General features: G+C 42.7%; 15 protein-coding genes and 1 riboswitch. Of the genes, 10 read left to right on the forward strand and 5 right to left on the reverse strand.

The features are described 5' to 3' along the window. Nucleotides 1–32 precede the first annotated feature (32 nt). The 3 genes from MHI44_RS14725 to MHI44_RS14735 all read left to right on the forward strand — a co-directional run bounded on the left by MHI44_RS14725 (nucleotide 33) and on the right by MHI44_RS14735 (nucleotide 3,442). Entirely contained in the window at nucleotides 33–707 is a 675-nt protein-coding gene (locus tag MHI44_RS14725) for a GntR family transcriptional regulator (protein ID WP_003234129.1), read from the forward strand. A gap of 124 nt (nucleotides 708–831) precedes the next feature. Beyond that, nucleotides 832–2,094 carry a glycoside hydrolase family 18 protein gene (locus MHI44_RS14730; protein ID WP_015715325.1) on the forward strand — a complete coding sequence of 421 codons (1,263 nt, stop codon included), beginning with the start codon at nucleotides 832–834 and terminating at the stop codon, nucleotides 2,092–2,094. A 160-nt stretch (nucleotides 2,095–2,254) separates the two neighbouring features. Then, on the forward strand, nucleotides 2,255–3,442 hold the full coding sequence (locus MHI44_RS14735) for a glycosyltransferase (RefSeq protein ID WP_015715326.1): 1,188 nt from the start codon (nucleotides 2,255–2,257) through the stop codon (nucleotides 3,440–3,442). 38 nt (nucleotides 3,443–3,480) lie between these two features. Here MHI44_RS14735 and MHI44_RS14740 read toward each other — a convergent pair whose 3' ends face one another. After that, nucleotides 3,481–4,191 (reverse strand): membrane lipoprotein lipid attachment site-containing protein, encoded by a 711-nt coding sequence (locus MHI44_RS14740; protein ID WP_285300198.1) that lies wholly within the window; start codon nucleotides 4,189–4,191, stop codon nucleotides 3,481–3,483. Nucleotides 4,192–4,256: 65 nt separating this feature from the next. Next, nucleotides 4,257–5,645, reverse strand: a complete 1,389-nt coding sequence (phoB, locus tag MHI44_RS14745; protein ID WP_195727925.1) for an alkaline phosphatase PhoB — start codon at nucleotides 5,643–5,645, stop codon at nucleotides 4,257–4,259. A gap of 330 nt (nucleotides 5,646–5,975) precedes the next feature. On the opposite strand from phoB, the gene fra reads away from it, so the two are divergent. Then, on the forward strand, nucleotides 5,976–6,347 hold the full coding sequence (fra, locus tag MHI44_RS14750; RefSeq protein ID WP_277736947.1) for an iron chaperone frataxin: 372 nt from the start codon (nucleotides 5,976–5,978) through the stop codon (nucleotides 6,345–6,347). Between the two features lie 80 nt (nucleotides 6,348–6,427). On the opposite strand, the gene MHI44_RS14755 is transcribed toward fra, so the two are convergent. Both MHI44_RS14755 and MHI44_RS14760 read right to left on the reverse strand, forming a co-directional pair. Continuing rightward, nucleotides 6,428–6,925 carry a YdhH/YoaO family protein gene (locus tag MHI44_RS14755; protein WP_339202278.1) on the reverse strand — a complete coding sequence of 166 codons (498 nt, stop codon included), beginning with the start codon at nucleotides 6,923–6,925 and terminating at the stop codon, nucleotides 6,428–6,430. Between the two features lie 17 nt (nucleotides 6,926–6,942). Then, entirely contained in the window at nucleotides 6,943–7,425 is a 483-nt protein-coding gene (locus MHI44_RS14760) for a GNAT family N-acetyltransferase (RefSeq protein ID WP_080121114.1), read from the reverse strand. 82 nt (nucleotides 7,426–7,507) lie between these two features. Here MHI44_RS14760 and MHI44_RS14765 point away from each other — a divergent pair, with 82 nt between their 5' ends. Both MHI44_RS14765 and MHI44_RS14770 read left to right on the forward strand, forming a co-directional pair. Beyond that, a complete protein-coding gene (locus MHI44_RS14765; protein ID WP_339202280.1) occupies nucleotides 7,508–8,485 on the forward strand; it encodes an HD domain-containing protein in 978 nt (325 codons plus the stop codon). A gap of 141 nt (nucleotides 8,486–8,626) precedes the next feature. Continuing rightward, nucleotides 8,627–9,244 (forward strand): YdhK family protein, encoded by a 618-nt coding sequence (locus MHI44_RS14770; protein WP_082200996.1) that lies wholly within the window; start codon nucleotides 8,627–8,629, stop codon nucleotides 9,242–9,244. A gap of 15 nt (nucleotides 9,245–9,259) precedes the next feature. On the opposite strand, the gene pbuE is transcribed toward MHI44_RS14770, so the two are convergent. Next, the gene (gene pbuE, locus MHI44_RS14775) at nucleotides 9,260–10,426 is read right to left on the reverse strand and encodes a purine transporter PbuE (RefSeq protein WP_339202281.1); all 1,167 of its coding nucleotides are present in this window, start codon (nucleotides 10,424–10,426) and stop codon (nucleotides 9,260–9,262) included. 55 nt (nucleotides 10,427–10,481) lie between these two features. Beyond that, nucleotides 10,482–10,581, reverse strand: a riboswitch (purine riboswitch). Between the two features lie 176 nt (nucleotides 10,582–10,757). Here pbuE and MHI44_RS14780 point away from each other — a divergent pair. Genes MHI44_RS14780 through gmuD form a run of 4 tightly spaced genes read left to right on the forward strand, consistent with a single transcriptional unit; the run spans nucleotide 10,758 to nucleotide 14,163 of the window. Next, on the forward strand, nucleotides 10,758–11,069 hold the full coding sequence (locus MHI44_RS14780; RefSeq protein WP_003242472.1) for a PTS sugar transporter subunit IIB: 312 nt from the start codon (nucleotides 10,758–10,760) through the stop codon (nucleotides 11,067–11,069). Beyond that, nucleotides 11,069–11,401, forward strand: coding sequence for a PTS lactose/cellobiose transporter subunit IIA (locus MHI44_RS14785; RefSeq protein ID WP_015252690.1), 333 nt, complete (start codon nucleotides 11,069–11,071; stop codon nucleotides 11,399–11,401). The genes MHI44_RS14780 and MHI44_RS14785 overlap by 1 nt, the downstream gene beginning before the upstream one ends. An 18-nt stretch (nucleotides 11,402–11,419) precedes the next feature. Continuing rightward, nucleotides 11,420–12,748 carry a PTS cellobiose transporter subunit IIC gene (gene celB / locus MHI44_RS14790; RefSeq protein WP_003244271.1) on the forward strand — a complete coding sequence of 443 codons (1,329 nt, stop codon included), beginning with the start codon at nucleotides 11,420–11,422 and terminating at the stop codon, nucleotides 12,746–12,748. A gap of 17 nt (nucleotides 12,749–12,765) precedes the next feature. After that, nucleotides 12,766–14,163, forward strand: a complete 1,398-nt coding sequence (gmuD, locus tag MHI44_RS14795) for a 6-phospho-beta-glucosidase GmuD (RefSeq protein WP_339202285.1) — start codon at nucleotides 12,766–12,768, stop codon at nucleotides 14,161–14,163. The last annotated feature ends 40 nt before the right edge of the window (nucleotides 14,164–14,203 follow it).

Raw genomic sequence — 14,203 nt, forward strand, 5'->3', positions numbered from 1 at the left:
GCCCTTGAATATATTCAAAAGAGGTATTATATATGGACGATTTTAAATTAGATAAGCCGACTCCCTACTACCTGCAATTTTATAACCAGCTAAAAAAAATGATCTTCAACGGGACTTTTAAGCCTGGGGAACGGATAAACGAAACACAGCTGGCGAAAAGCTTTGGCGTCAGCCGCTCTCCGATAAGGGAAGCCATGCGATTGCTTGAGAAAGATGGTTTGTTAAAAGCGGATGACCGAAATGGATTTTCGATCACGTCGTTAACGGCAAAAGATGTAGATGAGATTTATAAAATCAGAATTCCGCTGGAGCAGCTGGCAGTCGAATTAGTCATAGACGAAGCGGACGAAGAAGAGCTGACCATACTCGAAAAACAGCTTGAAGAAACAGAGAAAGCGATTCACAACGGCACGGAAGATACAGAAATCATTCGTTTAAACCAAAAATTTCATGAGCTGCTGGTTGATTTCAGCCATAACAGACATTTGAAAAATTTGCTTGAGCATGTAAATGACCTGATTCATTTTTGCAGAATCCTTAATTATACCGGCGATCACCGCGCAGAAACGATACTGCGTGAGCACCGCAGGATATTTGAAGAAGTGAAAAAGAAAAACAAAGAAGCAGCCAAACAGCATGTGCTGGCTCATTTCAATCATGACTGTGAGCATTTGAAGCATGTGCTTGAAGAAGGTAAAGAGAATTGATTTCTATGATCCGGTACCAAGGGGGAGCAGAACCCTTGGTTTTTTTATGTATTCACCACATATCTAAGAGGCCCCGTTAATAAGATTTTATGATGGTTTGACTAACGAATAATGGGGGTTAAACATGTTTATCCATATCGTCGGGCCTGGTGATTCTTTGTTTTCGATAGGCAGAAGATACGGTGCTTCTGTTGATCAAATACGGGGTGTGAATGGTTTAGATGAAACGAATATCGTGCCGGGGCAGGCTCTGCTTATCCCTCTTTATGTATATACAGTCCAGCCGGGAGATACGCTTACCGCCATTGCAGCTAAAGCGTTTGTGCCATTAGAGCGACTGCGAGCGGCCAATCCGGGCATCAGCCCAAATGCTTTACAAGCGGGAGCAAAAATAACGATTCCTTCGATCTCAAATTACATTGCGGGAACATTGAGTTTTTATGTGCTCCGTAACCCAGACCTCGATCGGGAATTAATCAATGATTATGCGCCATACTCGTCTTCGATTTCGATTTTCGAATACCATATTGCACCGAACGGCGACATTGCAAACCAATTGAATGATGCGGCCGCTATTGAGACAACTTGGCAAAGGCGAGTCACGCCGCTGGCAACAATAACGAACCTTACATCAGGAGGCTTCAGTACGGAGATTGTTCACCAAGTGCTAAACAATCCGACAGCGAGAACCAATCTGGTCAACAACATTTATGACTTAGTTTCCACAAGGGGATATGGCGGTGTCACAATCGATTTTGAGCAGGTGAGCGCCGCGGATCGCGATCTTTTCACTGGGTTTTTACGCCAGCTGAGAGATCGACTTCAGGCGGGAGGGTATGTGCTGACGATAGCTGTTCCTGCAAAAACAAGTGATAATATTCCATGGCTGAGGGGCTACGATTACGGGGGGATAGGAGCGGTTGTCAATTATATGTTTATCATGGCTTATGATTGGCATCATGCCGGAAGTGAGCCGGGTCCTGTAGCGCCGATTACTGAAATAAGGAGAACCATTGAGTTTACGATTGCGCAGGTGCCGAGCAGAAAAATCATTATCGGAGTCCCGCTCTACGGGTACGACTGGATCATCCCGTACCAGCCGGGCACAGTTGCTTCAGCGATTTCAAATCAAAACGCAATCGAAAGAGCGATGAGGTACCAAGCCCCGATACAATATTCAGCCGAATATCAATCACCGTTTTTCCGGTACAGTGATCAGCAGGGGCGGACGCATGAGGTATGGTTTGAGGATGTCAGGAGCATGAGCCGGAAGATGCAGATCGTCCGCGAATACAGATTGCAGGCTATTGGCGCTTGGCAGTTAACGCTGGGCTTTACACCGGGCCCATGGCTACTGCGGAAATTTTTTACGATCAGAAAAGTGTAAAAAAAGACACCAGAGCTTGGGTGTCTTTTTTTTGATTAAGTCCAGAGCAGCAGAATAGTTCATTCATTTGTACCTTGCATGGGTTGTGTTCCCATTTTACGATTAGTAGTAGTCTGATCAAACAAAGAGTCAGAATACGATTTGAGAGGGAGTTGTCTACATGAAGACAGTATTGATTTTGAATTTTCCTGCGGAAGGCCATGTGAATCCTACCTTAGGCATTACAAAAGCGTTTTCCGATAAGGGATATGATGTCCATTATATATCCACTGAAAAATATAAAAAACGATTAGAAGCAGCGGGAGCAACGGTCCATCTTCACCGGGATCTGCTGCGAACAACACCTATTCATGTCGGTTCGCCCAATGGCATTCTTGATTTCGTGAAAATCCATATCAAAACGTCATTGGACATTTTACAGATTGTCAAAGACTTATCTAAGAGCATTCAATTTGATTTTGTTTATTATGATAAATTCGGCGCGGGGGAATTGGTAAGGGATTACTTAGATATTCCAGGGGTCTCTTCATCGGCGTCTTTCTTGTTTGGCGAGGAGCACCTGAAAATCCTGCCGCTGCATCCGGAGTCTGGAGCGCCGCTTGAATTGGATCAAGAGTGCGAAGATCTTTTGGCAAAAATGAAAGAAACGTACGGTGTTGCCCCGAAAAACCTGGTTCAATTCATGAACAATAAAGGGGAATTGAACGTAGTGTATACAAGCCGTTATTTTCAGCCAGAAAGTGATCGTTTCGGGGATGAATGTCTGTTTATCGGGCCAAGCTTTCCAAAGAGAGCGGAAAAAACGGATTTCCCGATTGAACAGCTAAAAGATGAGAGTGTCATTTATATTTCAATGGGGACTGTACTGGATCATACAGAGGATTTCTTCAACCTTTGTATTGATGCATTTTCAGGCTTTAACGGAAAAGTCGTCATCGCTGCCGGAGAAAAAGCGGACCTGACCAAATTAAAGCAGGCGCCGGAAAACTTTATCATTGCTCCGTATGTCCCTCAGCTGGAAGTGCTGGAGCAATCGGATGTTTTCATTACACACGGCGGAATGAACAGCGTAAACGAAGGCATTCATTTCAGCGTGCCACTGGTTGTCATGCCTCATGACAAGGATCAGCCGATGGTGGCGCAGCGTCTCTCTGAACTCCATGCAGGCTATGTCATCTCTAAAGATGAAGTCAATGCCCAAATATTAAAACAGGCCGTAGATGAGGTTTTGCGCAACGATCAGTATACGGCAGGCATTAAAAAAATCAATCAAAGCTTCAAGGAATGTATGGACATGGAAGAAGTGATGGAGCGGATTGATGAGTTGATTCGCCAAAAAAACAAATAAGAAAAAGAACTCCCGTACCTTGTACGGGAGTTCTTGATTTAAAACTTGATTTTGATTTTTTGAGCATCACTGATTTTCTTATGGTTATGGTCAAAGACGTCACTTGTCGTGATTTCGATCCACTTGATCTCTTTTGTTTTCTTCTCAGCATCCGCGGCCTTATCATGAGCATGGCCGCTTGATGCGTTCACAATAAAGCCGAGATTTCCGGACTTTTCGGCGCCGCCTTCCAATTCGCCGTTTAACTCTTCAAGATAAATATCTTTGTTCCAATCAAAGGTTTCACCCGTATTTGTTTTCATCAATGCAATCGGCGCAACATTTACTTTTTTTGTAGAGGTGTTCTTGATATCAACGAAAACCTTAACGAAATCAAACTCTTCATCATGTGTTAACTCATGAAAGTAATCAATCATGCTGTAGTCCGGGCGCAAGTGGATCAGCTTCATTTCTTTTACTGTTAACTCCACGTCGCCAATCTTATAGGTTTTGTTCACTTGTTTGATATCTTTTAAGACAGCTTTTCCTTTATCATCTGAAAACGTTTGGCCGACCTTAAGCAGTGACCGGTCATCAGTTACCTGGGAATTAGGCTGATAATTATCTGTGCTGTCCTTCTGGGATGAAGTGCTTTGCGGCTCAGCTTTTACTGTTTTCTCCCCGCCTGCATGCTGTTTTTCAGTACTGGCGTTTGATGAGCAGCCCGCAAGCATGATAGCAAAAACGAAAATTGAAAGAATTCTTCTCATGATGATTCCTCCATTAAAAAGAGATCCCGTTACTTCATACAAGCAACGGGACACCTTGTATTCTTTTACTTATCGTTAATCTTAATGTTGTATTGTAAAGCCTTGAAAACATTTTTGGCGATTTCTGTATTGTCGATTTGGCCGGCAAATGTCTCACTAGACGGACCGTATGCATAGACGGGAACATCTTCACCGGTATGTCCGCCTGTTGTCCATCCAGTGTGAGAGCGTTTATTAAAGATGTTCTCGATTGCGTTATCGATATCCAGTACTTCCTTCGATTTTGCCGCTTCTTCAACAGATTGAATTTCGGCTTTTGTTAAAGCCAATTTCTTTTGATCGATATATGTTTTCAACGTTTTTTCAACATCCGCGCCGTCAGCGATCTTTTCTGCCATAAAGTCAGGTGTGCGCTTTGCGGCTTTAATGGGTTCACTGAACCAATTGTAGATGCCGTCCGCACCGATGGAATATCCGCCGGTTGAGTGGTCAGCCGTTGCGACAACCAATGTGTGCTTGTCTTTTTTAGCGAAATCAATAGCCGCCTTATAAGCTTGTTCGAAGTCTTCCATCTCGCTCATGGCGCCGACGATATCATTGTCATGGCCCGCCCAGTCAATCTGGCTGCCTTCCACCATGAGGAAGAAGCCGTCTTTATTCTTGTTTAATTTTTTAATGGCTGTGTTTGTCATATCTTTAAGTGATGGAATATCCTTCGTCCGGTCAATCTTTTTAGGCAGGCCGCCGTCAGCGAATAGGCCGAGAACTTGGCTGTCTTTGTTTTTCAGCATGTCCTTGCGGTTATCCACATAGCTGTATCCCGCTTTTTTGAATTCCTTGATCAAATTACGGTCCTTACGGTCAAAATTGCTCTTTCCTCCGCCTAGAAGGACATCAATTTTGTGCTTGCCGTTGACCATCTCATCAAAATAATCATCCGCAATTGAGTTCATATTTTTTCGGCTGTGGTCGTGTGAACCAAAAGAGGCCGGAGTGGCGTGTGTAATTTCTGAAGTGGCCACAAGTCCTGTTGCTTTTCCTTTTTCTTTCGCAGCTTCAAGCACCGTTTTGGCTTCTGACCCGTCGTTATCAACGGCTATGGCATTATTGTATGTTTTAATTCCCGCAGACATAGCCGTTGCCGCCGCTGCTGAATCCGTTACATTTTGTTCAGGATCATCGGGGTAAGTTGTTTGCTGGCCGACAAGATACTGATCAAAAGCCGTAGGCTCCACAACTTTTGTCTTTTTATTATCCTTTAAGTATCGATAAGCGGACGTATAAGACACACCCATACCATCACCAATCAGAACAATAACATTTTTAATTTCGTCTTGGTTTCCCTTTTTCTTTTCCTGGGCGCTGGCTTCAGGCACACTGCCGCTGGCTAAGCTGCTGAACGCAATTGATGATAAAACCGCGATAGGCAGTAATTTCTTCGGGAATTTTTTCAACTGGATAACCTCCTAAAATAGATAAATCTCAATGACAACCCAATTATATTTTTAAACTGTTAAGCTAGTATTAATGGATTTTAAAGATTGGATTTACAAGAATAATGAACTGCTATCAAGAGAAAGGAAAGAGTGATAGTACTATAGAAATAAATTGGAGGAATAGATACTGGCCGTGGATAGGCGGACTGAAATCTGCTATAGTCGCATAGAAGCAACCCGCTTACATCTTGAACAATTTTAAGTATTATGTTGGAAAGAGGTATTGTGTAAGCACATGTCTGAGCAGTTCATATGGAGTGGCATCATTTTATTTTAGGAGGGAACAACATGGACATTTTTTCTGAGTATTTAGCGGGGATTGATGACCCGTTCCACCGAGAAAGAACGGAAGTGGTGTTAACTTGGATAAAAAATAAATATCCAAATTTACATACAGAAATAAAATGGAACCAACCGATGTTTACGGATCACGGTACATTTATTATTGGCTTTAGTGTTTCTAAAAAGCATTTAGCTGTCGCTCCTGAAAAAGTAACGATAGCGCACGTAGAGGATGATATTGTGAAGGCCGGATATGATTACACCGAGCAGCTAATACGTATCCCTTGGAACGGTCCAGTTGATTACACGCTACTTGAGAAAATGATTGAGTTTAATATTCTGGACAAGGCGGAATGCTCCACTTTTTGGCGGAAATGAAAAAAGTAGAAAAGGCATAACATATGAGCTGTATAAAATATGCTATTCCTTTTCATTTGTCTATTTTTCGTTTTGATCATCTATTGCTGCTTTTCATCAAACAAGGTCTTTTCATTGAGCGTAAGCTGACTCGCAGAATAATGATTACCTTGTTTCCATTTCACTTCAATGGTTATATCATGGCCTTCAAGCTCATGTTCATCTAACCGCTCTAAAAAAGAAACAGACTTTTCCTTTGCGCTTCCATCAGAAAAAGTGCCTCCGGAATAGTCACGCATTGGAATTTCTGTGTTAGAACTCAGCAGAACTTCATCATCCTTTTTTACAATCAGTGATTCCAAATAAGTGTTGTCTATTTCAATTGTATCACCGATCCAATAAAGTTTGCCGCTGTATTCATTCGGTGCATCTTCATTTTTTATAAAAACAGCTTCCCAATTCTGATCTTTGCTTTCTCCCTGCCAATTCGGATACTCCAAACGAACATGATGAATCAGGTGATAGGAAAAAAAGATCAAGCAGAAAGCGATTAATAGGAATGCCGTGAAAATGAGAGGGTATTTATAATGACTGGACATAAAAGACTCCTATTCGTTTAATCAATTACCTTCGAAAATAGAATTTCATCCCGAATCAAAATGCCGTTTTCAGCCACCTCGGGAATCTCCGGCTTGAGTCGGCGCGCTTTTTCAACTGCGTTCGGAAACACTGCGGCGAATTGATAGCCTCTCTTTTGATAAAACGCTATCGCATGTACATTATCATTCGTTGTGATAAGCTTTATTCGTTGACAATGTGCATGTTTAGCCTTCTCTTCAACCTGCTGAAGTAAAGCTGTGCCGATTCCTTTATTTTCAATCATACTATCTAATGAAATAATTTCACAATCTTTCCCATCTATTGTGTATGTAATACAGCCAATGATTTCGCCGCTTTCATTTACTGCGGCAAATCCATCTAATTCATCACACCGAAAAATGCCGCTGGAAATCGCCATCTCGGGTGTACCCCAATGCTTGGCAAAAAAATCGGTCAACATATGTTTCGCTATCTCATTGTTTGGGATGATGATCATCATAACACTCCTCTATTGAAAGATTGCATATGTACTATCAATATAAACAATATATAACAAAAAAAATAGATGTTGAGGTGACGGCATGGAAATCAGCGATATCATTTACGGGCAGCACCATATAGACGGAGTGCTGGAAGAGCTTATCAAAAGCGCTCCTGTGCAAAGATTAAAAGGAATCTATCAAGGCGGAGCAAGCTTTTTAGTCAATCGAAAGTGGAATGTGACCAGGTATGAGCACTCCATCGGCGTGATGCTCCTCATCAAAAAGCTCGGAGGAACGATAGAAGAACAGATTGCGGGTCTGCTCCACGACGTATCACACACAGCTTTTTCTCATGTGGTCGACGTTGTCTTTGAAAATCAAGCAGAAGACTATCATGAAAACATCTTTCAACAAGTCATTGTTCACTCTGAAATCCCGGACATTTTACAAAAACACGGCTATCATACTGAAGAACTTTTATCTGACGATTCAAGGTGGACATTGCTCGAACAGCCCGCACCGGAGCTGTGTGCTGATCGGACAGACTATACGCTGCGTGATATGTACCGATATGGACACATTAACCTGCACGAAGCGCAAACCTTTTTGGATCATCTTATTGTGAGAAACGGAAGGATGTTTCCTGATAGTATTGAAGCCGCCGAATGGTTTGTCAGTGTGTACTACAAGGAAGTAATTGATTTCTTTTTGAATCCTGTGAATGTATATGGATATGAATATTTAGCGCGAGCATTGAAGGCAGCGCTGCGGCATGATGTCATATCTGCAGAGGATCTGCTGAAAACGGACCAAGAGGTACTGAACATCCTGCGTGCATCAAAAAATGAAGAAGTCCTGAGCTTGCTTACATCCATTCATCCCGGCATACAAGTAATAGAGGATGACATCCAGTACGATTTCCATCAAAAGAAGAAAATGCGCCTAATCGATCCATCCATTTTTCTTGATGACAAATGGATCAAATCCTCAGGTGTTTCTGAAAAGGTGAGGAAAATGGGTGAGGCCGCTTATCAAAAAGCAAAAAAAGGTGTGTATATAAAAATCTTAAATCAGTAATTGCCGCCTGACAGCGGCTTTTTTTATGTTTGGCTTTGCAAACAAAGGGGAATAGGACAAACTGCGGGAACGCTTTATGAGAATATCAGCGTATTTACATACCGTTCGGGGGTATAGTATTATCGAGAGGGCATGTTTTCATTGTCTGCGGGCAAAAGTTACAGGAAAAAAATGAAGCAAAGGAGAATGAACATGAAAATCTCTAAAAATGCACTGGGAATTCTGATGTTATCTCTTGTTTTTGTTTTATCAGCATGCGGCAATAACAACAGTACGAAAGAAAGCACACATGACAATCATTCAGACTCCTCAACACATGAAGAGATGGACCATTCCGGATCAGCTGACGTTCCAGAGGGATTACAGGAATCTAAAAATCCGAAATACAAAGTAGGCAGCCAAGTAATCATCAATACTTCTCATATGAAAGGCATGAAAGGTGCCGAAGCTACGGTAACAGGCGCCTATGATACAACGGCGTATGTGGTTTCTTATACTCCGACTAATGGGGGACAGCGTGTGGATCATCATAAATGGGTGATCCAAGAAGAAATCAAAGATGCCGGAGATAAAACGTTACAACCCGGAGATCAGGTGATTTTAGAGGCTTCTCATATGAAAGGCATGAAAGGAGCAACAGCCGAGATCGACTCCGCGGAAAAAACAACTGTATACATGGTTGACTATACATCGACAACGAGCGGAGAAAAAGTGAAAAACCACAAATGGGTCACCGAAGATGAGCTTTCAGCTAAATAATAAAAAATCCTCCTTTTACAAGGAGGATTTTTTTGCTGTTTGAACAGGTCTTGTTAAAGAAATGAAAGCAAACAGGACAGCGATGATCACAATCGATCCGCCGCACCATGCCGTTGACACCACAGTACCCGTCTGATCCAAAACAACACCGCCAATGGCTGAGCCAAGGGCAATTCCGACTTGGAGGGCCGATGTGTTAAAGCTTTGCTGAATGTCAGACGAATCAGGTGCAATTTCAATTAAATAGCTTTGCTGAGCCGGGGCGAGGCTCCAGCTCAGAAGACCCCAAATCACCATGACAGGCAAAAAGAAAATCATAGACGATGTAGACAGCGGCAGTAAGAACATAATGATGGCAAAGGAACCGGTCACCAGCAAAATGCTCTTAAAGGAACCAAGCCGGTCAGATAGCGCTCCTCCGAAAGGGCCTCCGCATACAGCAGATATCCCGAAAAGGAAATAACAAATGCTGACCCAGAAAGAGCTCAGGTGAAGAGTCTCTTCTAAAAACGGCGCAAAGTAAGCGTAAAGCGTGTAGTGGCCAGCTAATGTAAACATCGTGACGAGGTGTGAACTCGCGATTTTCAGATTACCGATCGTCTTGAGTTGTTCCCGGAAAGGAATCATTTTCTCCGCCGGTATTCTTTCAAAGAAGATTGAAATAATCAGCATGGAGATCAGTGCCAACAGGCCGATGCCAAGGAACAAAATCCGCCACCCGAAGGAATCGCTGATTAAGATTCCGAGCGGCACGCCTAATGCGATAGCAGAGCTGAATCCCATAAAAATAATTCCGATTGCGCGGGCTCTGTATTCAGGCGCTACAATTTTCGGGGCAATTGTTAAAGAAAGCACAACAATCAGCCCTGTACTCATTGCTGCCAATACCCTAGATACCATCAGTGTTGCGAAATTAGGGCTGAAATAGGCGACAAGATTGCTAAGGAAGAAAACAAATAAAGCAATTAGATATAAGCGCTTCCGCTCAATCTTCGCAGTCAATGCCAAAAGCAGCGGCCCAGATACTGCATATCCCAGCGCAAACACACTGATCAGCTGTCCGGCTGAAACAATGGAAATGTCTAAATCATTTGCGATCTGAGGAAGAATTCCCCCCGCAATTAACTCAACCAATCCGACTGCAATCGTAGAAGCTGCAAGCAGGAAAACTTTGAAATTCATAACAAACTCCTTTACTTAAATGTTTTGATAAATAAAAAAAATCCTGATTACAAAAAATGTCATAAACAAATTTTGTAATCAGGATTTTACGGTTCCTGGTAGACACCCTCAAACCATATTATTGAGGTTATACAAGTGATAATAGCTATTTAATTGATTCGTTTCCGTTGATGAGTGTACCACATTATGAATGAATCTTCCATAGAAAAATTTACAAAATGATGAACCGGACAAGCATATGATTATATTTATTTTACAAAAGTATAGACATTTAAAAATAAATGACTATAATAATCCATGTAAGCGTTTTAATCACAAGGGGGGATAGCAGTTGAAAAAAATATTACTCGCGTGCAGTTCAGGAATGTCTACCAGTTTATTGGTGACAAAAATGAAGGAATACGCACAGTCTATCGGTGAGGAAGCAGAGATTTGGGCTGTTGGCCAGGATAAAGCAAAAGAAGACATGAGAAAAGCGGATGCCGTTTTGATCGGTCCGCAAATGAGCTTTCTGAAAAGCGAACTCCAAAAAGAAGCGGATCAATACAACATTCAAGTTGAAGTCATTGACATGATGGCCTACGGAATGGCAGATGGGAAAAAAGCGTATGAGCAGGCATTGTCCTTAATGGTGAATCAATAATGGAACAGATGAAAATCACGAATTTAACAGACGAGCAAATCAGTTTTCAGCTAATCCTGCACAGCGGAAATGCCCGCAGCTGCATCATACAATCACTGCGCGCCTACAAAGAAGGGAACAAGGACGAGGCTGATGCCCTCATTGCCAAGGCTGAGCAGGATTTATCCGCGGCCCATGACATTCACTTTCAAATGATACAGAAGGAATCCGGCGGAGAAGCAACAGCTTTTTCATTGCTGCTTATGCATGCAGAGGATCATCTGATGTCAACATTATCCATGAAAGAATTAGTGAAAGAGATGCTTGATCTCTTTAAAACCAAGAATCTATAAATAATCGGGGTGGATAGGGTGTTCGAGAAAATCAGCCAATTCCTTGTTCCAATTGCAGGGAGGTTAAACAATAACCGCTATTTGCAAGTGTTGCGTGATGCATTTATGCTGGCTTTCCCGCTGACGATATTCGGGTCCATTTTTGTTGTGTTAACGAATTTGCCGTTTCTAAACAAAATCATGAACGCCTCAATGCTTACGTCGTTTCAGTCTCATTTCGGCATTGCCTCCACGGCGACAATGGGCATTATGTCTGTCTTTGTTGTGTTCGGGATAGGCTATTACCTGTCAAAAAGCTATCAGGTCGAAGCTGTATTTGGCGGAGCGATCGCTTTGGTTTCCTTTTTGCTCTTAACGCCATTTATCATTCAGCCAGAAACAGGAGATGCCATTACAGGGGTTATCCCGGTCGATCGTCTCGGTGCAAAAGGGATGTTTCTTGGGATGATTACGGCATTTCTTTCTGGTGAAATTTACAGAAGAATCGTTCAAAAAAACCTGACAATCAAAATGCCAGCCGGCGTTCCGCCTGCTGTAGCAAAATCATTTGCCGCACTTATTCCGGCTTTTATCACATTGACCGTATTTTTGTTGATTAACGTAATGGTGACTCTGTTTTTTAAAACAAATATGCACGACGTTATTTATCACGCGATTCAGGCTCCGCTTGTCGGACTTGGAAGCGGTATCATTCCAACGCTGATTGCCGTGTTTTTCATACAAATTCTTTGGTTTTTCGGACTGCATGGACAGATCATTATCAACTCCGTGATGGACCCGATTTGGAATACACTGCAGGTAGAAAACCTTTCTGCTTACACGGCGGGAAAAGAAATCCCTCATATTATTTCAAAACCGTTTATGGAGATTTATACAGTAGGGATGGGCGGAACCGGGATGACGCTTGCGATTGTGTTTACCATTCTCATATTCATGAAAAGCAGGCAGATGAAGCAAGTATCAAAACTTGGCCTCGCTCCCGGTATTTTTAACGTAAACGAACCGATTATCTTCGGGCTTCCGATTGTCATGAATCCGATCATTATTGTGCCTTGGGTGCTGGCACCGATGGTTGTTACGCTCGTCACCTATCTGGCTATGTCAGCCGGGCTCGTTCCGCCTCCGACTGGTGTGACAGTGCCGTGGACGGTTCCATTGTTCATTAATGGCATCATGGCGACGAACTCAATCATGGGGGGCGTGATGCAGCTTATCAATCTGCTGATTGTCTTCGTGATCTGGTTTCCGTTCCTAAAAGCAATGGATAAATTAAATCTGGCAAAAGAAAAAGAACAGGCTGTGCAGGAGACAGCTGCTCAGCAAAATGATAACAGCATAAAAATGTGACATAAGGGGAGAGAGACTTGGCACAAACAGAACAATATCGTTTTCCAAAGGATTTTTGGTGGGGATCATCGGCTTCAGCAACACAAACGGAGGGTGCCGCCGACAGAGACGGAAAAGGCCAGAATATATGGGATTATTGGTTTGAAAAAGAACCGCATCGTTTTTTTGATCATGTCGGCCCCGCAGACACATCCCAATTTTACGACAACTATAAAGAAGATATCAGGCTGATGAAGGAGCTTGGCCACAACTCGTTCCGGATGTCGATTTCCTGGTCACGTTTAATACCAAACGGAACGGGCGAGATCAACGATAAAGCCGCAAATTTCTATAACAATGTCATTGATGAGTTAATCGCTAACGGAATTGAACCTTTTGTCAATTTGTTTCATTTCGATATGCCGATGGCGCTTCAAAAAATCGGCGGCTGGGTCAACAGAGAGACGGTTGACGCGTATGAAAACTATGCAAGAACTTGCTTCCGTTTGTTTGGCGGCCGGGTGAAAAAATGGTTCACGCATAATGAACCAATCGTTCCCGTAGAAGGCGGATACCTATATGATTTTCATTATCCAAACAAGGTAGACTTTAAAGAGGCCGTCCAGGTTGGATTTCATACGATGCTGTCAAGTGCCCGCGCCATTCAGGCTTACAGGGAGATGGAGCAGGACGGAAAAATCGGAATCATTTTAAATTTGACCCCATCATACCCGAGAAGCAGCCATCCGGCGGATGTAAAAGCCGGGGAAATCGCAGACGCGTTTTTTAACAGATCCTTTTTAGACCCATCTGTCAAAGGCGAATTTCCAAAAGAGCTGGTTGACATTTTGAAGAATGAAGGCTTTATGCCTGATTACACTCCTGAAGATCTTGACATCATCAAAAAGAACACGGTTGACCTGTTGGGCGTGAATTATTACCAGCCGAGACGTGTGAAAGCAAAAGAACATCTTCCGAATCCCGACGCTCCTTTTTTGCCGGACAGATATTTTGATCCCTACGTCATGCCGGGCCGCAAAATGAATCCGCATCGCGGCTGGGAGATTTATGAAAAAGGCGTTTATGATATTTTGATCAATTTAAAAGAAAACTACGGCAACATCGAGTGTTTTATCTCTGAAAACGGCATGGGGGTTGAAGGTGAAGAGCGCTTCAGGGATGAACAAGGCATCATTCAAGATGATTACCGGATCGAATTTATAAAAGAGCACCTCAAATGGATTCACCGCGCCATACAGGAAGGATCAAACGTAAAAGGCTATCACTTATGGACGTTCATGGACAACTGGTCTTGGACAAATGCCTATAAAAACCGATACGGGTTTGTATCAGTCAATCTTGAGAAAAACGGAGAAAGAACCATCAAAAAGAGCGGAAAATGGTTCAAAAAGGTTGCTGAGCAACACGGTTTCTAGATTTTCCTAAAGGTCAAGATCTTCCGGCAATCATCATAAC

The organism is Bacillus sp. FSL K6-1366 (assembly GCF_037976695.1).
In the GTDB taxonomy this organism is placed as follows: Bacteria; Bacillota; Bacilli; order Bacillales; family Bacillaceae; genus Bacillus; species Bacillus subtilis.

Excerpts from the sequence above, each read along its gene's own strand:
- MHI44_RS14725 (WP_003234129.1), top strand. The coding sequence starts at position 33 with ATGGACGATTTTAAATTAGATAAGCCGACTCCCTACTACCTGCAATTT.
- MHI44_RS14760 (WP_080121114.1), bottom strand. The coding sequence starts at position 7,425 with ATGATGATCATCATCCCAAACAATGAGATAGCGAAACATATGTTGACC.
- MHI44_RS14740 (WP_285300198.1), bottom strand. The coding sequence starts at position 4,191 with ATGAGAAGAATTCTTTCAATTTTCGTTTTTGCTATCATGCTTGCGGGC.
- MHI44_RS14755 (WP_339202278.1), bottom strand. The coding sequence starts at position 6,925 with ATGTCCAGTCATTATAAATACCCTCTCATTTTCACGGCATTCCTATTA.
- MHI44_RS14730 (WP_015715325.1), top strand. The coding sequence starts at position 832 with ATGTTTATCCATATCGTCGGGCCTGGTGATTCTTTGTTTTCGATAGGC.
- MHI44_RS14735 (WP_015715326.1), top strand. The coding sequence starts at position 2,255 with ATGAAGACAGTATTGATTTTGAATTTTCCTGCGGAAGGCCATGTGAAT.
- pbuE (WP_339202281.1), bottom strand. The coding sequence starts at position 10,426 with ATGAATTTCAAAGTTTTCCTGCTTGCAGCTTCTACGATTGCAGTCGGA.
- MHI44_RS14785 (WP_015252690.1), top strand. The coding sequence starts at position 11,069 with ATGGAACAGATGAAAATCACGAATTTAACAGACGAGCAAATCAGTTTT.
- fra (WP_277736947.1), top strand. The coding sequence starts at position 5,976 with ATGGACATTTTTTCTGAGTATTTAGCGGGGATTGATGACCCGTTCCAC.
- MHI44_RS14765 (WP_339202280.1), top strand. The coding sequence starts at position 7,508 with ATGGAAATCAGCGATATCATTTACGGGCAGCACCATATAGACGGAGTG.